Raw genomic sequence first — 19,498 nt, 5'->3', positions numbered from 1 at the left:
GAACTCGGCGGCTCTCTTACCGCCGAAGGATTGCGGACCATTGTTCCGAGATTGGCAAAGATGACCCGCGCTCAACGGGCGGACTTACCAGGAGTCTCTGCCAGTAGAGCGTATCAAATAGTTGCCGGTGCCATGGTTGCCGAAGGCGCGATGAATACGCTCGGAATAACCAAGATTTCACAATGTCCTTGGGCGCTCCGAGAGGGAATTGTCCTGCAAAGGCTAGATTGGCTAAAGAGCTAATAGCTCTATTCTGACTGACTCACCTTTTCCACCTTTGGGTGGCGCAAGAATTCCACTGCAAGTACTTGATCTCCACGGTGATGAACAACCCAGGCATCGGCTGGATCTAAATCTTCCGCCGAGTATTCGACTCGGGCAATCTTGGTCAAGATATGCGGAATGATCGGATTATGGCTGGCAATTAACTGGTTGCCCGGATAGCGCATCAGATGCTTAACGTAATTCAGCGCAGTTTTCTCGCTCTTCTCATAACTCTCTTCATTGAGGTCAGCTGAAACCGTAACCTTGCAATCAAGGTAGAGCGAAAGAGGTTCTACAGTTGCAAAACAGCGAGAAGCATCGGAAGAGAAGATACCTTGAACACCAAAAGGCTCTAATTGGCTGATTAAACGCTTGCTTTGTTCAATTCCATCTTCCGCAAGCGGCCGATCTAAATCATAGTCATTCCACTGACTGCGTTTAATTGCTTTTGCATGGCGCAAGAGAATTAAGGTGCTGGTGTAACGCTCGCGATTAATAAACTCATCGAGAATTTCGCGATCCTCATCATAGGAAAGAAAGTGACGAGCTTCTTTAATGGAGACCCATTCGATCTTGTCGACTTCGACGTTGGGAGTAAACGATTCTGAAGCGGGCAGACCCATCGCCATCCAATACTTAACTTTCTTCTTATCTCCTTCAATCTTGTATGAGGATGACCCAAGGTACTGGCCGAAGACCGCAGTTACACCGGTCTCTTCTTTGACCTCTCGGAAAGCTGCTGCGATTGCAGATTCACCGGATTCAACTTTTCCTTTTGGAAAGCTCCAGTCATCATATTGCGGGCGATGAACTAGCAGAACTTCTAATTCAAAAGGAGTCTCTTCACGCCAAATGACGGCGCCGGCAGCTTTAATCATTTCTTATACCTTTCGATGAAGTACTCCTGGAAATCTTCCAGTTGTTTACCCTCTGGGCCATTTTTGAGGTAATCCCAAGTGTCGTCCTCTCGCATCTGCCAACCCCTAAACCGTGAAGAGATAGAAAGCTCGAGGATCTCTTTCAAATGGGCTTGATGCTGTGGCAATTCAATGCGAACGAGTGCTTCCACGCGCCTATCCAAATTGCGCTCCATAATGTCTGCGCTTCCAATAAAGAATTCTTCATCGCCTGCATTATGAAAGTTATAAATACGTGAGTGTTCCAAGAATCTGCCCAGAATGGATCGCACCTTGACGTTTCGAAACTGAGCAACTTTTGACATTCTAAAAGAGCATGCACCGCGCACGTTCAATTCAATGGGTACTCCATCTTTTGCGGCGCTATAGAGTGCATCGATCATTGTGTTATCGACGAGGGAATTTACCTTCCAGCGAATCTGACTTGGCTTGCCATTGAGATGATTTCTGCGCTCTCTCTCAATCTTCTCCAAAAGACTTTGGCGAATATCGTGTGGAGCAACGAGCAACCTCGAATACTGAGACTGAGAATGAACTCCGCTTAAGTGGTTGAAGAGGGTCAATAGATCCTGTCCTAGTCGAGGCTCTGCGCTCAAGATTCCGAGATCGTCATAGATTCGAGCTGTCTTTGGGTTGTAGTTTCCGGTGCCGATGTGTGAATACACCGTGAGCCCGTGATCTTCTTTGCGGACTACCAAACTTGCTTTGGCATGAGTTTTAAGCCCTAAAACTCCGTAAACGACGTGTGCCCCAGCGTCTTCCAATTTCTTCGCCCAGCGAACATTTGCCTGCTCATCAAAACGAGCTCGCAATTCGATAACAGCTAATACCTGTTTACCCGATTTAGCCGCCTCGATTAAAGACTTCATAATCTGCGAATCACCTGAGGTGCGATAGAGAGTCTGTTTGATAGCAAGGACTTTGGGATCTTCAGCCGCGAGCTCTACAAAGCGAGTAACGGTCGAAGTAAAGGTTTGATAGGGATGATGAAGCAGGATTTCGCCTTCGCGAATAGCAGCAAAATACAAATCGGCATCATGACGATCAATGTCTTCTAACTCATGAGGCTGCACCGACCGGAAAGGACCATCTTTGAGATGAGGTAGATCAATGCCATACATCTCAAAGCAGTAGGTCAGATCCAACGGGGGCTTATGGGTAAAGACTTCTGGAGTATCGATATCAAGCTCTTCAACTAATTTCTCCAAAAGACGAGGTGAGACGCCTTGCTCAACTTCCATGCGTACAGCTGCACCGAATTTTCTTCGAGAGAGCCCTTCCTCCAGCGTCTCCATCAAATCTTCTGCATCGTCTTCATCGATATCGAGATCCTGATTGCGGGTTACTCGGAAGAAATAGATTTCCTCAATCTTTGCTCCGGGAAGTAAGAGATGGAGATGCTCGGCAATTAAATCTTCCAAGAGGATGTATGAGTAATCGCTATCGTTGACACGCACCATACGTGGCACATTTGACGGAACTTTCACTCGCACAAATTGTTCTTCGCCAGATTCAGATCCATGACCAATAATTCCTAAATTGAGTGATAGGCCAGAAATGTGTGGGAATGGATGCGCTGGATCAGAGGCAAGTGGTGTGAGCACCGGAAAGATATCTCTAATAAATTTCTCTGTGAGCGGACTCCTCTCTTCATCAGAGAGCGAATCCCAACTCACGCGCTTGATACCTTCTTCAGCAAGGCGCGGCCGTAAATCATTCTCTATGAGATACGAGACTCGTTCTTGAAGAATACGTACTTTGTGATGAATCTCGACTAAGAGTTCACGAGGCGTAAGGCCGGATATGAGAGTCTCACTGCTTCCAAATTCAATCTTGCGTTTCAGGCTGGCGACTCGAACCATAAAAAATTCATCGAGATTGGATGAGTAAATTGCGAGAAATTTAACGCGCTCCAAGAGCGGTAATTTCTGATTTTCAGCGAGTTCAAGGACTCGGGTATTGAAGTCGAGCCAGGAGAGATCGCGATCGATGTAGCTAGTCCGGGCTTTCTTCACGGTGGAAGCTTGGCCATCTTAAGTGAACAGCAGGTAAGCATTTCCTTTCTGAAACCTCAACGACGAGGGAAATGCTCTGCTTCACTAGACGTTAAAGCGGAATTCGACGACGTCACCATCGTGCATGACGTAATCCTTGCCTTCCATGCGGACCTTGCCCGCTGATTTTGCTTCAGCCATCGAACCCGCTGCCATCAAATCATCAAAGGAAACGATTTCCGCTTTGATAAAGCCCTTTTGGAAATCAGTGTGAATCACACCTGCTGCCATGGGCGCAGTGTCACCCTTGTGAATTGTCCAAGCACGTGCCTCTTTTGGACCTGCAGTTAAATATGTTTGAAGACCCAGAGTGTCAAAACCAACGCGAGCAAGAGTTGCCAGACCTGGTTCGGTCAAGCCAACTGCTTCGAGAAGTTCGAGTGCATCTTCATCAGGAAGTTCCGCGAGCTCTGCCTCTGTTTTTGCATCTAAGAAGATCGCCTCTGCTGGAGCGACGAGCGCTGAAAGCTTTGCACGTAAATCTTGATCACCCAGTTCTGCTGCATCCACATTAAAGACATAGAGGAATGGCTTTGCTGTGAGCAAGTGAAGTTCGTGAAGAAGAGTGCGATCAATTGAAGATGTTGAAAGTGGCTTACCTGATTGCAAGTGCGCCTCAGCTGCCTTTACTGCTTCAAGAACTGCAGTCTTGGTCTTATCCGTGCGTGCTTCTTTTTCAAGGCGTGGAATTGCTTTTTCAATTGTCTGAAGGTCAGCGAGCGCGAGTTCGGTATTGATTGTCTCGATATCGCTAGAAGGATCAACGCGGCCATCAACGTGAACATCATCGCCATCGGTGAAGACGCGGATGACCTGACAGATCGCATCGGTCTCACGGATGTTTGCCAAGAACTTATTGCCAAGACCAGCACCCTCAGATGCACCTTTGACGATACCCGCGATATCGACGAATTCAACCGCTGCTGGAAGAAGCTTCTCTGATCCGAAGATTGTGGCAAGCTTTGCCAGGCGCTCATCCGGCACGCCAACGACACCTACGTTTGGCTCGATTGTTGCGAAGGGATAGTTCGCCGCGAGAACGTTGTTCTTGGTCAGTGCGTTGAAGAGGGTCGACTTTCCGACATTGGGAAGGCCGACGATTCCAATGGAGAGGCTCATAGTGAGCGAGCCTACGGCGTGCCCTGTGCATCCGTGAAATCAGCGGATTTGTCACCGCCCCCTGCGACTATTGCCCCATGTCCAACGCGCTTACTACTTCTCTTGTCCTTCTTATCGGTCTGGCTATCGGCCTTCTTCTTGGTGTGAAATTTGGACGCTCCAAGAGTTCTACCGCCAACAATGATGTCGTTGCGCTGAAAGCGCTTCTCGAAAAGAGCGAAGAACGTCTTAAAGATGCTGAAAGCAAGAACGAGAGCCAGGCAAAGATCGCAACGCAGATGGAAGAGATGAAGACCACTGTCGAACGTATGCGAGTGCAGGCGCAAGAAGCAGCAGAAAAGCGCGTGGCATCCGAAGTCGAACTCAAATCCACCATCAACGAGATGCGCACCGCATCGACCAATCTCTTTGATGAGACTCGCAAAATTGCTGGCGCACTTTCCAGTTCACAATCGCGTGGAAAGTTCGGTGAGGCACAGCTCGAACTCTTACTCGAGCAAGCAGGTCTTCGCGAAGGCATCGAATACGAGGCACAGCGTTCTACAACTGATGCAGATTCTTCGGGCATTCCAGATATCACTGTGCGCATGCCCGGTGGATCGATGCTCTTTATCGATTCCAAGTTTCCCTTCGAGCGATTCCTCGATGCATTTGCCACCGAAGATCAAAGTCTTCGCGATGACTTCTTACTTTCGCATACCAAGGATTTGCTCAAGCACGTTGAAGCCCTTGCAAAGCGCGGTTATCACAAATCCGCAGGCAGCCCAGATGTCGTTGTCCTCTTCCTACCTTTTGAAACGCTGCTGGCAGAGGCGCTACGCCTTGATCCGATGCTCCTTGAGAAGGCTTTTAAAGTCGGTGTCACCATCGCTACCCCGACGTCGATGATGGCACTGCTGCGCACTGTAGGACATATCTTTACCCGCAATAAATTGGCAGAGAATGCTGATGACATCACTAAGGTTGCAGCGACATTCCTGAAGAACATCACCCTTCTTCACGGCAAAATCGTTGCCGTTGGTAAGGCTATTAACAGCACATCAAAGGCGTATGAAGATCTCATTCCTACTGCAGAGAAGACGGTACTTTCGCCAGCAAGGAAAATCAGCGCTCTAGGCGTTGCTGGCGATAAGGCAAAGCTTGCTATCGAATATCCTGAGGCACCTGCAGATGTACGTGAGCTCAACAATCCTGACCTCGCCGATGCCGATGATTTTATTGATGTAGAAGTTGTAGAGGAGTAAGTAAATGTCAGAGAAGAAACTTCCCAAGAAGCCAGCCCTCCCCACTCTTCCTGGCCCAGGACTCAAGAAAGAAGGAATCGTTGTTCTGCAGATTCTCTTCATCGCATTCTTTACCTTCGCAGAAATGTTTATCCGCGGTGGCGCTGGTTTTCTCTCTGGTCTCGTTCTGATTGTTGTGACTTACGGCGGAGTCGCCTACGGTCGTACCGGCACACGGTATGTCACAGCGGTAACACCGCCGCTTGCCTATGCAGCAACTGCACTTTTCTACACAATCATGACTGATGGTCTACGCATCTCTCGCGTTGGCGTTGACTTCATGGCATCACTTGCCAGCGTTGCACCGTTCTTACTGATTGCAGCTGCTTATGGCTGGTACCAATTTCTCAATGAGAAGGCGAAGAGCCGCCCGTCAAAGCGTAAGGGTGCAGATATCGGAGCTACTTACCAATCGCTTTAAGTTCTGCACGCAGATTCTGCGGCAGGGCAAAGGTGAGCGATTCTTCCTTTGCCATAACTTCCTGCTGATCATGATAACCGTGCACCTCAAGCCACTTCAAAAGGTCTTTCACCAAAATCTCCGGAACAGAGGCACCGCTGGTGACGCCAACAGTTTCCACGCCCTCTAGCCATTCATCTTTCGCCTCTGATGCATAATCGACCAGATAGGCAGCCTTAGCGCCGTATTCGAGTGCGACCTCGACCAGACGAACAGAGTTAGAAGAGTTGGTTGAGCCCACTACAAGGACTAAATCAGACTGAGCTGCAATCCCACGAATCGCCTCTTGTCGATTCTGTGTTGCATAACAGATGTCATCTGAAGGAGGAGAGGCAATCTCTGGGAAACGTTCTTTGAGAATTGCCACAGATTCAAGAGTCTCATCCACGCTGAGAGTTGTCTGACTGAGCCAAATCAAATTCTTTCCTGGAGTTGGTTGCACATTACGTGCACCATCAAGGCCATCGACAACACGAACTTGGCCAGGTGCTTCGCCTGCAGTGCCTTCAACTTCTTCGTGTCCTTCGTGGCCGATAAGGAGAATTTCAGTATTCGCATCTGCAAAACGCTTCACCTCGTGATGCACTTTGGTAACAAGTGGACATGTTGCATCAATGGTTTTGAGATTACGCTGAGCAGCTTGCTCGTGCACTGCAGGGGATACTCCATGCGCCGAGAAGACCACGGTCTGACCTTCAGGCACTTCATCTGTCTCGTTTACAAAAATCACGCCACGTTGTTCAAGAGTTGCCACCACATGCTTGTTATGAACAATCTCTTTGCGGACATAGAGAGGAGCGCCATAGAGCTCGAGCGCCTTTTCAACGGTGACGATTGCACGGTCAACGCCTGCGCAATAACCACGCGGCGCAGCGATCAAAACTCTCTTAGCCATAGGTGGAGTCTATTAGCCTTACCCCATGTTCGAAACTTCAAGTGAATCCCCTGCGCCGGTGCGCGTGGTCACTGAAGTAATCAAAGAATATGTAGACCGCCTCGGCCCTATCTGGATTGAGGGCGAGATCGCTGAACTCAATGAACGTAGCGGAATGATGGCCTTTATGCGCCTTCGTGATACCAGCGCGGATATGAGCCTTTCAGTCATGTGCCATAAATCAGTCATCGCCGCAGTAAAGCCACTGCCAGCCAATGCTCGTGTGGTGATTTACGCAAAGCCAAGTTGGTATACAAAATCAGGAACGCTTTCGATGTCGGCCCGCGAGATTCGCCAAGTGGGTGTCGGTGAATTACTTGCACGGCTTGAAGCGCTGAAAACCTTATTGGCTGGAGAAGGCCTCTTCTCACTCGATCGCAAGGTTGCTTTGCCTGTCCTTCCTCGCAAAGTTGGCTTGATCTGCGGGCGAAACACTGATGCAGAGAAAGATGTTGTTGAAAATGCTCGGCGGCGCTGGCCAGCAGTCGAATTCGAAATTCGTGAAGTAACTGTTCAAGGAGCAGCCGCTGTTGTTGAGGTGTCTGCAGCACTTCGTGAACTGGAGGCTGATTCCGAGGTTGATGTCATCATCATGACTCGCGGCGGCGGTTCTTTTGAAGACCTTCTGCCATTCAGTGATGAATCGTTGGTCCGATTGGCAGCTGAGTGTGAAACTCCAATTGTCAGTGCGATTGGCCATGAGAAAGATTCACCACTTCTCGACCTTGTCGCTGACTACCGCGCATCAACACCGACCGATGCAGCAAAGCGGGTTGTTCCTGATATCGCCGAAGAAATTGCGAATATTCAGAAGCTTCGCGACCGTGCATTTCGTTCGCTCTCTGCACAAATCGAATACGAGCAGAATTTCATTTCCCAGTTGCGTTCTCGCCCTGTAATGAAAGATCCTGGTGCCTTTCTCACTATCTTGAGTGAAGAGCTCCATGACCTTCGCCAACGTTCAACACGAAGTTTTACCGCAACCATCGATGCAGAGCGCAAAGAGCTCAAGGCGATTACTGCCCACCTTCGTTCATTGTCACCGCAATCAACTCTTGACCGAGGATATTCGGTGGTTCGCAATGCCAAGGGAGATGTCATCCGCGACCCGAAGCAGCTAAAAACAGGTGAGGTTCTCGCCATCAAGGTTGCCAAGGGCGAGACCAGCGCCACAGTTAATTAATTGCCCCCGCGGAGTAGATTTGGCTCATGGCCGATAAAAAACTCTCATACGAAGCAGCCCGGGATGAACTCGCTGAAATCGTGGAATCCCTTGAAGATGGAAGCGCCTCGCTTGAAGAATCTCTCAAGCTCTGGGAGCGCGGCGAAGAGCTCGCAAAGATCTGCCAAGAGTGGCTCGATGGTGCAAAAGAGAAGCTCGCATCAGTAAAGAAGGAGAGCAAGTAAATGTCTCCAACATTTTCATATTCAGATTTACTCCCACTCGGTGAAGACACAACTCAGTATCGAATGGTCAGCAAAGAAGGCGTATCGGTCGTCAAGCTTGGCGATAAAGAATTTCTCCAGGTTGAACCAGAAGCAATTGCAAAGTTAACCGAAGAAGCAATTCACGATATCAACCATTATCTACGCCCTGATCATTTGCAGCAGCTGGCAAATATCCTTAAAGATCCTGAAGCCTCAGCCAACGATCGCTTTGTTGCTCTCGATCTATTGAAGAACGCCAACATTGCAGCTGGCGGAGTTCTACCTATGTGCCAGGACACCGGCACCGCTCTCATTATGGGCAAGAAGGGTCAATATGTATTGACGACCGCTAAGGATGAGGTGGCAGTCGCTCAAGGCGTTTACGATGCTTATACAAAGCTCAATCTTCGTTATTCACAGATGGCTCCTGTCACAACATGGGAAGAGAAGAACACCGGCAACAACTTGCCAGCACAAATTGAGATTTATGCAGATAGCGATCATCAAGATGAGTACAACTTCTTGTTCATCGCAAAGGGTGGCGGAAGTGCAAACAAGTCATACCTCTACCAAGAGACGAAGGCTGTTCTCAATCCAGCATCATTTATCAATTGGCTCGATGACAAGTTGCGTTCATTAGGAACAGCAGCATGTCCTCCGTATCACCTTGCAATTGTCATTGGTGGAACAAGTGCCGAGCACTGCGTTAAGACCTCAAAGCTCGCATCGACTCATTACCTCGATAGCTTGCCTACTTCAGGAGACGCTGCAACCGGCCACGGCTTCCGCGATCTTGATCTTGAAAAGCAGGTCCTCGAGCTCACTCGCACACTAGGAATCGGCGCTCAGTTCGGTGGAAAGTACTTCTGTCACGATGTGCGCGTTGTCCGCCTTCCTCGTCACGGAGCATCACTACCTATCGCCATTGCAGTCTCATGTTCTGCAGACCGCCAGGCGAAGGCAAAAATCACCAAGGATGGAATCTTCCTCGAACAGCTTGAGACTGACCCAGTCCATTACATGCCTGAGACCACTGATTCTCATCTCGATGAGAATGTGGTGAAGATCGATCTCAATCAGCCGATGGATGCAATCCGCGCAGAGCTTTCAAAGTACCCAGTCAAGACTCGCGTCTCATTGACCGGCACCATCGTTGTAGCTCGCGACATCGCCCATGCACGTATCAAGGCGATGTTGGATGAGGGCAAACCAATGCCTGATTACATGAAGGACCACGCGGTGTACTACGCAGGTCCCGCTAAGACTCCAGCTGGCTATGCATCAGGATCATTTGGTCCAACAACAGCAGGCCGCATGGATTCATATGTGGATTACTTCCAAGCCCACGGCGGATCTCACGTGATGCTTGCAAAGGGCAATCGCTCTAAGGCCGTCACCGATGCCTGTGCAAAGCACGGCGGCTTCTACCTCGGATCCATCGGCGGACCTGCAGCTCGTCTTGCTCAAGATTGCATTAAGAAAGTTGAAGTCTTGGATTTTGAAGACTTAGGAATGGAAGCCGTCTGGAAGATTGACGTTGTCGACTTCCCAGCATTCATTGTTGTTGACGACAAGGGCAACGATTTCTTCGCCGAAACCATGCGCCCACTTCAAATCTCCACTAAGCCTCTATAAGAATTGAAGCACCGGCAAGCCGCCGACAATGTGCCTTTGTTCTGTCATAGCCGAGAATTTCTTAGCCTTGCCTAAAGCTTCAATTCTTTTCGCGGCTTAGTAATAGTGCGAGCGCTTGAACTTTGCCCAAGCCTTGCACGGGGTGTCGTAACGAAGATCGATGTAGCGAAGTCCCCAACGAATCTGAGTAACAGGGTTGGTGCGCCAGTCGGTTGAGATGATCTCCATCTTTGATGCTGGCAACGCCTGAGCAATTCCATGTGCGCCGGAACGATAGTTATGAGCCTTGTAGTTCCAGTGACTCTCTTTCGTCCAAAGTCGGTTGAGGCAGCTGTACTGATCTGCGCCCCATGAGTACTCGTTCTGCATAATGACTCGAGCGACGTACTTGGCACCGGAAACTTTACGAGCGAGCTCTACCTGGCGAGCCATCGCTGCGACCTTTGCCATCTCTGAGATGGGGGCTGCGACGGTCTGTCCGAGATCAACATCCTTGGAGATCGTCAGGCTCGCTGACGGACCTTCAGGAAGGTTGAGGCGGGTGGTCGTTGGGAAGTCCAGACCTTGAGCCGTTGGCTGGGCGATCGAGATAATCAGGGTTGCAGTGATGAGCGACCAGATAGCCCGCTTCTTGGTAGCGATAGTTGAAACTGACATCGGTGTAACTCACCCCCATTCTTCATCTCTAACCGCGCCTTTGTGGCTCGTGCTGGGCTAAAGAGTTCCAATCAGCGCGCGTTGTCGCAAATTTTTCTACGCGTGAGTCGCAAATTCCCAGAAATCGTGAGGATTGGGGATAAGTAAAAGCCCTGCTCAGATAGGGCAAAGTCCTAAATGTCCGATATGTGACTGTGAGATTTAAGAGAGGCCGATTTCCTAGACGCTCAGTTTAAATTCTCTCTACGCCTCAGGGCCTTCTAGCAGTTCCGTGACGAGCGCGGCGATGGGCGAGCGCTCGCTGCGAGTCAGCGTGATGTGAGCGAAGAGTGGATGGCCCTTGAGAGTCTCGACTACCGCGACAACTCCATCATGGCGCCCCACCCGCAAGTTATCTCGCTGAGCCACATCGTGGGTCAAGATCACCCGAGAGTTTTGACCGATGCGAGAGAGCACAGTCAGAAGAACTCCCCGCTCTAACGACTGTGCCTCATCGACGATGACGTAGGAATCATGAAGTGATCGGCCGCGAATATGGGTGAGAGGGAGAACTTCAACGAGTCCTCGATCAAGAATCTCATCTATGACAGCTTGGCTGACAAGCGCGCCCAAAGTATCGAAGACCGCCTGCGCCCACGGTGACATCTTCTCCCCTTCACTGCCTGGCAGGTATCCCAACTCTTGTCCACCCACTGGATAAAGAGGGCGGAAGATCACCACCTTCTTGTGGAGGCGCCGCTCCATCACCGCCTCAAGCCCCGCGCATAGGGCGAGGGCAGATTTTCCAGTGCCTGCTCGGCCTCCGAGTGAGACGATTCCGATTGATTCATCAAGGAGTAGATCGAGTGCGATTCGCTGTTCGGCTGAACGCCCGTGCAGACCAAAGGCGGCGCGATCACCGCGCACTAATTGCAACCGCTTATCCGGAGTAACACGAGCGAGCGCACTTCCCTTTTCTGAATGAAGTAGCACTCCAGTGTGCACTGGCGCGGAATGGGCAATTTCGTGTTCGGCGAAATCCGAAGAGTAGAGCTCATCAATTAATGAGTGGCCGACGCTAATATCTTCGATTCCAGTCCAGCCACTTGTTGATACAAGTTCGGCGAGATACTCCTGAGCTTCGACACCAACTGAAGATGCTTTGACGCGTAGTGGTAGATCTTTCGTTACCAAGACCACCCGCTTACCCTCTGACATCAAGTTCTTAGCGACGGTAAGAATGCGAGCATCATTATTGCCATCACGAAGGAAGCTTGTGGGAAGTGAGCTGGTATCTGAGTGATTGAGCTCTACCGTGAGAATGCCGCCCTCCGGAGTCACGGTCAATGGCTTATCGAGGCGGCCATGTTCTATCCGAAGATCATCGAGAGCACGAAGTGCTGCTCGAGCAAAGTACCCGAGCTCAGGGTGGTCGCGCTTATTCTCTAACTCACCAATTACAACTATCGGAATCACAATCTCATGTTCTTCAAATCGGAAAATGGCTCCAGGATCTGCCAAAAGTACTGATGTGTCGAGAACATAGGTAGTCAGCATTTTCGAAAGATACGCTTCTAGCGATTATCAAATTAGTTCGACACACCCGCTAATTCTCAGACGTAATCGAATGTTTACCTAGGCGCCAAGTCGGCAATCTCTTCGCGCCGATTGGCTAGGCGCCAAGTCGGCGGTGGCGGTGCGAGTAATCGCGGAGCGCTCGCAGGAAATCAACGCGACGGAAATCGGGCCAGTAGGCCTCACAGAAGTAGAACTCAGAGAGCGCCGATTGCCAGAGCAGGAATCCGCCGAGGCGCTGCTCCCCCGATGTGCGAATCAATAGATCGGGGTCGGGCTGGCCAGCGGTGTAGAGATGGCGGGCAATCGCATCGGCGTCGAGATCGGCTATCGCTTCCTTCAGAGTGCGACCCGCCTCTGCCTCTTGGCCAAGGAAGCCTTTGACAGCATCGACGATTTCACGTCGCCCACCGTAACCAATTGCAACATTGACCTGGAGCTTGGAGTTCGGACAATCAGGAAGGTTGGCAAGCTTTGCCGCAAGATTTTCGGGAAGAACATCCAGAGCACCGACAGCTTTGATGCTCCAACGTTTTCTAGCAGAAAGGTCATCGACGATTTCACTGATGACCTCAATCAGAGTCTTGACCTCTTCAGGGGTGCGTTTGAAATTATCGGTCGAGAGCATCCACAGGGTCACAACTTCGACCTGGGTCTCTTCACACCACCCCAATAAATCTGCAATCTTCTCGGCACCGCGCTTATGGCCATAGGGATCTGCGGCGTCGGGGTTCTGCCTCGCCCAGCGGCGGTTGCCGTCAAGGGTCACGCCGATATGGCGAGGGGTCCTTGTGAAGTCGAGATCCTTAACTATCCGCCACTCATAAAAAGGGTAGAGCAGGGATTTGATTCGACTACGAATACTTTTTAACAATTTTCCGCTCTGCGACAAATGAAGCCACCGGAATTGTGCCGGCTGCAATCAGAGCGATGATCAGGCCAAATGACATCCGCTTCTGGACTGCCAATTGAAGGACGGTCAAGATGTAGACGATATAGAAATACCCGTGGGCAATCGGAATAAAGATGAATGGGTTCCCTTTATCAAAGGCATCGAAGGCGTACTTGGCGATCATGTAGACCACAAGAAGGAGAAGGTTGACGCCACAAATGATTGCCATTGTGCGGAAGCGACCTAGCGCTGATTTTGCGAGAGGGGTTTTCATGGACCCAACTCTAACTTGCGATGCCTGCCTCGTCACGGCGCTTATAGAACGGCGCCCAGAGAACAAGGACGGCCATAAACCACCAGATAACTACGTAAGAGATGTGTTGCCAGTAATAGCCAGGAATATCGCCATTGGGAAGAGCAAGCTGGAGGCGGGTGCGGTTGATTGCGCCATCTCGGACAGACTCGGAAGTGGCAGAAACAAAACCATCGTAGAGCTGGAAATCTGAGGTCGATGTCAGAAGGCTGCTATCGATTCTAGAAAGTTGAGATGCAGTGTTGGCTGCGCGATCTTCATATTGGCTCGGGTAGATGGTTCCGGTGATCTCAACGAGGTTGGCCATCACGATTGGTGGTTGAGTAAATCGATCGCTCCATAAGCCTCGTACAACCAAGATCGCAGAACCGGTATCTACCTGCGCGAGAGCCACTTCCCAATCAGCCACAGTTCCATCCGATGAAATCTGATTGGGAGCTTTATACGTTGCTACGTAATGAGCTTTGAGAGCAACACGCTTTCCAAAGGCTGAAACCGGAAGAGAACCTTCTGCTGAAGTCAGATCTTCGAGGTTATATATTCTCTGGTCTTGAACTGGCTTGGCTTTCTGTGACGCCGATAGTTCGCGAGCTCTATCTAGTTGCCATAAACCAAGGCTTGAGAAAATTGCGGCGAGTGCGAGAACTGCAAGAGCCGTCGCAAACTTCTTAATTGTTATCGATATCCTCGCGATTAATCATGCGTGTGTAGCGCTTATAGAAGCTCCGTAATAAAAAAGCCGTTGCGCTCACAAGCACAATCATGGTCAGTGAACCAGCAACACCCATGTCGACATCTTTATTCATGAGACAATCATGGCATGCGTGGAAGCGACACTCAATCCGACTTTGACTTCAATGATCGCTATGGAGTTCGTCCGCAGCGCGCATGGATTCCATATGCACTCAGCTTTGCGATTATTGGTGGCGCTTGGTTGATTTGGGCTGGGATGCATCAAGCAGAACCGCCTATTAGTTATGCGTTAGTTGCATTTAATAATCAAGATCCCCGCAATACTGAAATTCGCTACACAATCAATCGCCGCGATCCATCCAAAACTGCGATGTGCACTATTGCCGCTCGCGATATCGACAAGGTCATCGTGGGCCAGATCGATGACCGCATTCCTGCCGCTACCGGACCCATCGAGAGAACTGTGACCATTCCTTCTCGCGCAGATGCGGTCAATGCAGGCGTAATAGCCTGCCATCTCGACTAGTACTACCTCTAGCCCTTACTAGTATCCTTCTCCGCTATGAGCTCACAACAGACTTGGTTAACTCAAGAAGCAGCAGACCGCCTCGCTGCAGAACTTGCCCACCTCGAAGGTGAAGGCCGCAAAGAAGTCACTGCAAAGATTGAAGCAGCTCGTGCTGAAGGTGACCTCAAAGAGAACGGCGGCTATCACGCGGCTCGTGATGAGCAAGGAAAGATGGAGGCACGCATCCGTCAGCTCAAGCAGATGCTTGAAAATGCCCATATCGGAACTCCACCAGCAAGTGCTGATGGAAAGGTCGGAGCCGGAATGGTTGTCACTGCGTTGATCGCAGGAGATGAGACCAAGTTCCTCCTCGGTTCCCGCGAGATTGCATCTGGTGACATCGATGTCTATTCAGAGAAGTCACCACTAGGTTCAGCAGTTCTTGGCGCTGAAATTGGTTCAACAGTTTCTTACACCGCACCTAACGGTCGTGAGATTAAGGTTGAAATCAAAGCTGCCGAGTTCTTCGCCTAAAACCTCCCTTTTCATGACAACTTCTCATCCCACTTTTCCTGCCTGTTCAGTTGAAGATGCGCAGAAAGAAGTTGCCGTCTCTGTCATTAAATACGGTGACGATCCAGATCAGGTTCTTGAGTTTTACGGTGAGAGCAATCTCGATACACCAACACTTGTTCTGATTCATGGGGGTTATTGGCGCAATCTCTTTGATCGCGAGCACATGCGTCCACTTGCAGTTGCGCTAGCTCAAGAAGGCTATTTAGTTGTCCTCCCAGAATTTCGCCGTGTTGCCGGAGAGCCTGAAACAACTCTCCGGGATTTGGCTTTCGCCATTTCAACTCTTGAAGATTCAACAATAACTCTGATCGGCTACTCAAGCGGTGGTCACCTCGCACTCCTCTTAGGAGACAAATTTCCTAATGTGAAGAAGGTGATTGGCTTAGCGCCAGTAACAGATTTGATTGAAAGTCAGCGCCTCGGATTAGGGCGCGAAGCTGTCGCTGAATGGCTAGGGGTAGATGCAACGTTGCGCCCTGAGCTCGATCCGATGGTACGCCCAGCCCCAACATCCGAACTTCACTTTATTCATGGGGATCAGGATGAACGCGTACCGCTAGAGCTTTCCAAGAAATATGTTGCTGTGATGAAAGAGCAGCAGAAATCAGTGGCTCTAAACGTACTTGAAGGTGTTTCGCACTTCCAGATGATGGAAGTGCCTAGTCCCACTTACAGCGCAATACTCGCCGCGATTAATTAACTGAATTACGGTAACGACGAAGGCTCAAAGGTACGAAAATCACCATAATCACAACGATATAGAAAAGTGATGTAGTCAGTGGGTGCTCGCTAGGAAATGATCCAGCGGTTGCACCAAATTGATTTTCCAGACCGAAGAGCTGACGGCAGGCAGCGACCATCGTTGATACTGGATTCCACTCTGCAAAGTACTGCAGAGCTCGTGGCATTCCGGTGGTTGGCGCGAATGCGTTCGATAAGAATGTCAGTGGGAAGGTCACGATAAAGCTGACATTTTGAACAACGCGAGCATCTGAGGCCGATAGACCTACGAGCGCACCTACCCAGGAAAGGGCATAGCCAAAGAGAAGTAAGAATAAAAATCCCAACGCAACATTTCCTGCGCCGCCGCTTGGCCGCCATCCCACTGCAAACCCTGCGATTCCCATAACAGCGAGGACGACGATATTGAGAAGTGAATCTCCTAGAGTGCGACCGACTACGAGTGCTGATTGTGAAATTGGTAGTGATCTAAAACGATCAATCAGACCCTTCTTCATATCTTCTGCTAAACCTGATGCGGTTCCTGCAAGAGTAAATGCAACGGTCTGAACAAAGATTCCCGGCATCAATAACTGCACATACCCACCCGGTTGGCCTGTATTGATAGAACCACCAAAGACATAACGGAAGAGAAGCACGAACATCACCGGTTGAATAGTGGAGAAAATTAACACCTCAGGGACGCGAGTTAAGAGTCGCAACTGGCGCTGCGTGATGATTGCGGTATCTCTCATGGCGCTCACTTGCTGCCCTCCTGTGTTTCTGCTGCATGTCCTGTAAGGGATAGGAATACATCGTCGAGCGATGGGCGCTTTAGCCCAACATCAAGTGCATGAATTCCTGCTTCATCGAGCGATTTCAACACATCAAGAAGCGCTTTTGATCCGGTCGATACCGGCGCTGAAACTTGTCGGAGTCCTTCATCGAGCGATGGTGTGATTCCACTGATTGCAGTAACAATCTCTATCGTCTTTGCGATGTGCTCTTTATCTACAACAACTTCGAGGCGCTCACCGCCCACTTGTTTCTTCAGCGCATCCGAGGTTCCTCGAGCAATTACTTTGCCGGTATCAATCACAGCAATCTCATCAGCCAATTGATCAGCTTCTTCAAGATATTGCGTTGTGAGAAGAAGAGTGACACCATCTTTTACAAGTTCTTCGATGACTCCCCACATATCTTGGCGGCCACGTGGATCAAGTCCTGTCGTTGGCTCATCGAGGAAGAGAACCTTCGGCTTCACAATCAGAGATGCAGCTAGATCTAGCCTGCGACGCATTCCTCCTGAATAAGTCTTAATAGGTCGCTTTGCAGCTTCAGTTAATCCGAAGCGCTCCAATAACTCATGAGCTCGTGCGACAGCTTGCTTCTTTCCCAGGTGATAGAGCTCGCCAAACATGACGAGATTGTCATATCCGGTGAGAATCTCATCAACTGCTGCGTATTGACCGGATAGGCCAATTACTTCACGAACTTTCTCAGGATTCTTTATAACATCGATGCCGGCAACGGTTGCTGAACCAGAATCAGGTCGCAATAGAGTTGAAAGGATTCGCACTGTTGTGGTTTTCCCAGCGCCATTGGGGCCAAGGATTCCGAGAACTGTTCCTTCTTCAACATCTAAGTTCAAGCTGTCGAGCGCGCGGACTTTTCCTTTGTCGTAAGTCTTGACGAGCGATTCAGCGATTATCGATTTCACGGAGTAAACTTACGCTTCTATGAATACAAATGCACCGGCAAAACAACTTTCGCATCGCGAAATCATGATCATTCTCGGCGGTCTCATGACGGGAATGTTGCTTGCAGCTCTCGATCAGACCATCGTCTCAACCGCTCTCAAGAGCATCGTTGAAGATTTCAACGGTCTCGACCACTACACATGGGTCGTCACCGCATATCTTCTGACCTCAACTGCATCAACGCCTCTCTACGGCAAGATCTCAGATCTCTATGGTCGACGTGTGGTTTTCCAGTTCGCGATTGTTACCTTCCTTATTGGTTCATTCCTCGCAGGAGCGTCCCAGAACATGGGGCAGCTCATCGCTACCCGTGCAATCCAGGGTCTTGGTGCAGGTGGATTGATGGCGCTGACATTCGTCATCATCGGTGACATCGTCCCTCCACGTGAGCGCGGTCGCTACCAGGGTTACTTCGGTGCCGTCTGGGGTCTCTCTTCAGTTGCTGGACCACTACTTGGTGGATATTTCTCAGACCATGCGACGATTCTTGGCATTACCGGATGGCGTTGGATCTTCTACATCAACCTTCCATTTGGAATTGCAGCGCTTGCAATTACTTCTGCAGTTCTCCATATTCCAAAGATCAAGCGCGAGCACAGCATTGATTATCTCGGCGCACTCCTTCTCGTTACTGCTGTCACTTCAACACTTCTCTCTGCAGCTGTCTATGGCCCGCAGAACGGTTGGACAGATTCACGTACACTGATTTACCTCGTAGTTGGATTACTGCTCGCCGTCACATTTGTATGGTGGGAAAGCCGCGCAAAGGAACCAATCATTCCTTTAGGACTCTTTAAAAACCACACATTTACCTTGACTTCAATTCTCGGAGCAATCATCGGTGCAGGTATGTTCGGCGCAATCGTGATGTTGCCTCTCTACATGCAGGTTGTGAAGGGTTATTCAGCAACTTCAGCTGGTTTGAAGTTGATTCCATTGATGCTTGGAATCGTTACAACATCAATCTTCAGCGGTAAGTACATTACAAAGCACGGCCATTACAAGCGCTTCCCAATCATGGGTACCGCAATCATGACAGTGGGCATCCTCGCGATGTACACACTTCAGATTGATACTCCTTATTGGAAGCTCTCAATCTTTGCGATTATGGTTGGCGCAGGCCTTGGTCTCTCTATGCAGACCATCGTGATCGCCCTCCAGAATGCAGTTGATTTCAAAGATATGGGCGTTGCAACAAGCTCTAACACCTTCTTCCGCTCGCTTGGTTCTGTATTCGGAACAGCGCTCTTCGGTGCGATCCTGACCAACCGTCTCAGCCACTACATGGCGAGCAACTTTGCAGAGCTTGCAGCGAAGAACCCAGATGCTGCCGGCGCTATCGATCCAGCAAAGATTGAGGCGATTCAGAGCAATACATCACTTATCAAGACCCTTCCTGCTCAGGTGCAGACTGCGGTCTTGGATGCCTTCGTTCACTCATTCCACATCGTCTTCCTTGTTGCAGCACCAGTTGTTGCAGTCGGATTCTTTGTGGCGCTCTTCATGCGCGAGACGCCGCTTCGCACATCAGAAGATTATGCAGCTGCCCGCAATGAAGCTGCTGGTGAGGCGCTCGGGTAATTTTCACCTTACTGAAAGAGAAGAACCCCCTTCGCGAATTTCCTCGTGAAGTAGGGGTTCTTGTCTTTGCCTCATTCTTTGTTGCAGTCGGTTTTGGAATCATCGCACCAACACTTCCGCTCTTTGCTCGCTCTTTCGGTGTGAACAATG

Annotated in this window: 22 protein-coding genes; 10 read left to right on the top strand and 12 right to left on the bottom strand. The window is 50.0% G+C overall.

Annotated elements, in window-relative coordinates:
• Positions 1 to 243: Ppx/GppA phosphatase family protein (locus tag ACKOVI_RS04020; protein ID WP_509602749.1), on the top strand; the 243-nt coding region annotated here is incomplete at its 5' end.
• Positions 244 to 248: 5 nt separating this feature from the next.
• On the opposite strand, the gene ACKOVI_RS04015 is transcribed toward ACKOVI_RS04020, so the two are convergent.
• The 3 genes from ACKOVI_RS04015 to ychF form a co-directional block, all read right to left on the bottom strand.
• Complete coding sequence (locus ACKOVI_RS04015; RefSeq protein ID WP_509602748.1) at positions 249 to 1,142, bottom strand: NUDIX hydrolase; 894 nt, start codon at positions 1,140 to 1,142, stop codon at positions 249 to 251.
• Positions 1,139 to 3,196 carry a polyphosphate kinase 1 gene (ppk1, locus tag ACKOVI_RS04010; protein ID WP_509602747.1) on the bottom strand — a complete coding sequence of 686 codons (2,058 nt, stop codon included), beginning with the start codon at positions 3,194 to 3,196 and terminating at the stop codon, positions 1,139 to 1,141. The genes ACKOVI_RS04015 and ppk1 overlap by 4 nt, the downstream gene beginning before the upstream one ends.
• Positions 3,197 to 3,280: 84 nt before the next feature.
• Positions 3,281 to 4,354: a redox-regulated ATPase YchF gene (ychF, locus tag ACKOVI_RS04005; RefSeq protein ID WP_509602746.1), complete on the bottom strand. Its 1,074-nt coding sequence runs from the start codon at positions 4,352 to 4,354 to the stop codon at positions 3,281 to 3,283.
• A 77-nt stretch (positions 4,355 to 4,431) separates the two neighbouring features.
• Between ychF and ACKOVI_RS04000 the strand changes: the two genes are divergently transcribed.
• Together ACKOVI_RS04000 and ACKOVI_RS03995 are read left to right on the top strand one after the other, a co-directional pair.
• Complete coding sequence (locus tag ACKOVI_RS04000; protein ID WP_509602745.1) at positions 4,432 to 5,598, top strand: DNA recombination protein RmuC; 1,167 nt, start codon at positions 4,432 to 4,434, stop codon at positions 5,596 to 5,598.
• Positions 5,599 to 5,602: 4 nt separating this feature from the next.
• Complete coding sequence (locus ACKOVI_RS03995; protein ID WP_509602744.1) at positions 5,603 to 6,058, top strand: hypothetical protein; 456 nt, start codon at positions 5,603 to 5,605, stop codon at positions 6,056 to 6,058.
• Here ACKOVI_RS03995 and ACKOVI_RS03990 read toward each other — a convergent pair.
• Complete coding sequence (locus ACKOVI_RS03990; RefSeq protein WP_509602743.1) at positions 6,039 to 6,992, bottom strand: 4-hydroxy-3-methylbut-2-enyl diphosphate reductase; 954 nt, start codon at positions 6,990 to 6,992, stop codon at positions 6,039 to 6,041. The genes ACKOVI_RS03995 and ACKOVI_RS03990 overlap by 20 nt on opposite strands.
• A gap of 25 nt (positions 6,993 to 7,017) precedes the next feature.
• On the opposite strand from ACKOVI_RS03990, the gene xseA reads away from it, so the two are divergent.
• The 3 genes from xseA to ACKOVI_RS03975 are packed head-to-tail and all read left to right on the top strand — an operon-like array spanning position 7,018 to position 10,094.
• Entirely contained in the window at positions 7,018 to 8,214 is a 1,197-nt protein-coding gene (xseA, locus tag ACKOVI_RS03985; RefSeq protein WP_509602742.1) for an exodeoxyribonuclease VII large subunit, read from the top strand.
• Between the two features lie 26 nt (positions 8,215 to 8,240).
• Positions 8,241 to 8,438, top strand: a complete 198-nt coding sequence (locus tag ACKOVI_RS03980; RefSeq protein ID WP_509602741.1) for an exodeoxyribonuclease VII small subunit — start codon at positions 8,241 to 8,243, stop codon at positions 8,436 to 8,438.
• The gene (locus ACKOVI_RS03975) at positions 8,439 to 10,094 is read left to right on the top strand and encodes a fumarate hydratase (protein ID WP_509602740.1); all 1,656 of its coding nucleotides are present in this window, start codon (positions 8,439 to 8,441) and stop codon (positions 10,092 to 10,094) included.
• 96 nt (positions 10,095 to 10,190) lie between these two features.
• Here ACKOVI_RS03975 and ACKOVI_RS03970 read toward each other — a convergent pair whose 3' ends face one another.
• From ACKOVI_RS03970 to ACKOVI_RS03945, 6 genes are all read right to left on the bottom strand, one after another.
• Entirely contained in the window at positions 10,191 to 10,751 is a 561-nt protein-coding gene (locus tag ACKOVI_RS03970; protein ID WP_509602739.1) for an aggregation-promoting factor C-terminal-like domain-containing protein, read from the bottom strand.
• 243 nt (positions 10,752 to 10,994) lie between these two features.
• Positions 10,995 to 12,287, bottom strand: coding sequence for an RNA 5'-3' helicase PhoH2 (phoH2, locus tag ACKOVI_RS03965; RefSeq protein ID WP_509602737.1), 1,293 nt, complete (start codon positions 12,285 to 12,287; stop codon positions 10,995 to 10,997).
• Positions 12,288 to 12,402: 115 nt separating this feature from the next.
• Complete coding sequence (locus tag ACKOVI_RS03960) at positions 12,403 to 13,179, bottom strand: isoprenyl transferase (protein ID WP_509602736.1); 777 nt, start codon at positions 13,177 to 13,179, stop codon at positions 12,403 to 12,405.
• Complete coding sequence (locus ACKOVI_RS03955; RefSeq protein WP_509602735.1) at positions 13,160 to 13,471, bottom strand: DUF3817 domain-containing protein; 312 nt, start codon at positions 13,469 to 13,471, stop codon at positions 13,160 to 13,162. Before ACKOVI_RS03955 ends, ACKOVI_RS03960 begins: the two co-directional genes overlap by 20 nt.
• 10 nt (positions 13,472 to 13,481) lie before the next feature.
• Positions 13,482 to 14,138: an SURF1 family cytochrome oxidase biogenesis protein gene (locus tag ACKOVI_RS03950; protein ID WP_509602750.1), complete on the bottom strand. Its 657-nt coding sequence runs from the start codon at positions 14,136 to 14,138 to the stop codon at positions 13,482 to 13,484.
• Between the two features lie 40 nt (positions 14,139 to 14,178).
• Positions 14,179 to 14,316 (bottom strand): hypothetical protein, encoded by a 138-nt coding sequence (locus tag ACKOVI_RS03945; protein WP_509602734.1) that lies wholly within the window; start codon positions 14,314 to 14,316, stop codon positions 14,179 to 14,181.
• A gap of 14 nt (positions 14,317 to 14,330) precedes the next feature.
• Between ACKOVI_RS03945 and ACKOVI_RS03940 the strand changes: the two genes are divergently transcribed.
• Genes ACKOVI_RS03940 through ACKOVI_RS03930 form a run of 3 tightly spaced genes read left to right on the top strand, consistent with a single transcriptional unit; the run spans position 14,331 to position 15,987 of the window.
• The gene (locus ACKOVI_RS03940; RefSeq protein ID WP_509602733.1) at positions 14,331 to 14,729 is read left to right on the top strand and encodes a DUF4307 domain-containing protein; all 399 of its coding nucleotides are present in this window, start codon (positions 14,331 to 14,333) and stop codon (positions 14,727 to 14,729) included.
• Positions 14,730 to 14,765: 36 nt separating this feature from the next.
• Complete coding sequence (gene greA, locus ACKOVI_RS03935) at positions 14,766 to 15,245, top strand: transcription elongation factor GreA (RefSeq protein WP_509602731.1); 480 nt, start codon at positions 14,766 to 14,768, stop codon at positions 15,243 to 15,245.
• Positions 15,246 to 15,258: 13 nt separating this feature from the next.
• Positions 15,259 to 15,987 carry an alpha/beta hydrolase family protein gene (locus ACKOVI_RS03930; protein ID WP_509602730.1) on the top strand — a complete coding sequence of 243 codons (729 nt, stop codon included), beginning with the start codon at positions 15,259 to 15,261 and terminating at the stop codon, positions 15,985 to 15,987.
• Here the strand turns inward: ACKOVI_RS03930 and ACKOVI_RS03925 are convergent.
• Complete coding sequence (locus ACKOVI_RS03925) at positions 15,980 to 16,762, bottom strand: ABC transporter permease (protein ID WP_509602729.1); 783 nt, start codon at positions 16,760 to 16,762, stop codon at positions 15,980 to 15,982. The genes ACKOVI_RS03930 and ACKOVI_RS03925 overlap by 8 nt on opposite strands.
• Before the next feature lie 5 nt (positions 16,763 to 16,767).
• Complete coding sequence (locus ACKOVI_RS03920; protein WP_509602728.1) at positions 16,768 to 17,727, bottom strand: ATP-binding cassette domain-containing protein; 960 nt, start codon at positions 17,725 to 17,727, stop codon at positions 16,768 to 16,770.
• A 19-nt stretch (positions 17,728 to 17,746) separates the two neighbouring features.
• Here ACKOVI_RS03920 and ACKOVI_RS03915 point away from each other — a divergent pair, with 19 nt between their 5' ends.
• Positions 17,747 to 19,348, top strand: a complete 1,602-nt coding sequence (locus ACKOVI_RS03915) for an MDR family MFS transporter (protein ID WP_509602727.1) — start codon at positions 17,747 to 17,749, stop codon at positions 19,346 to 19,348.
• The last annotated feature ends 150 nt before the right edge of the window (positions 19,349 to 19,498 follow it).

Source organism: Candidatus Planktophila sp. (assembly GCF_046070465.1).
In the GTDB taxonomy this organism is placed as follows: domain Bacteria; phylum Actinomycetota; class Actinomycetes; order Nanopelagicales; family Nanopelagicaceae; genus Planktophila.
This window is presented reverse-complemented; position numbering and strand designations above follow the sequence as displayed.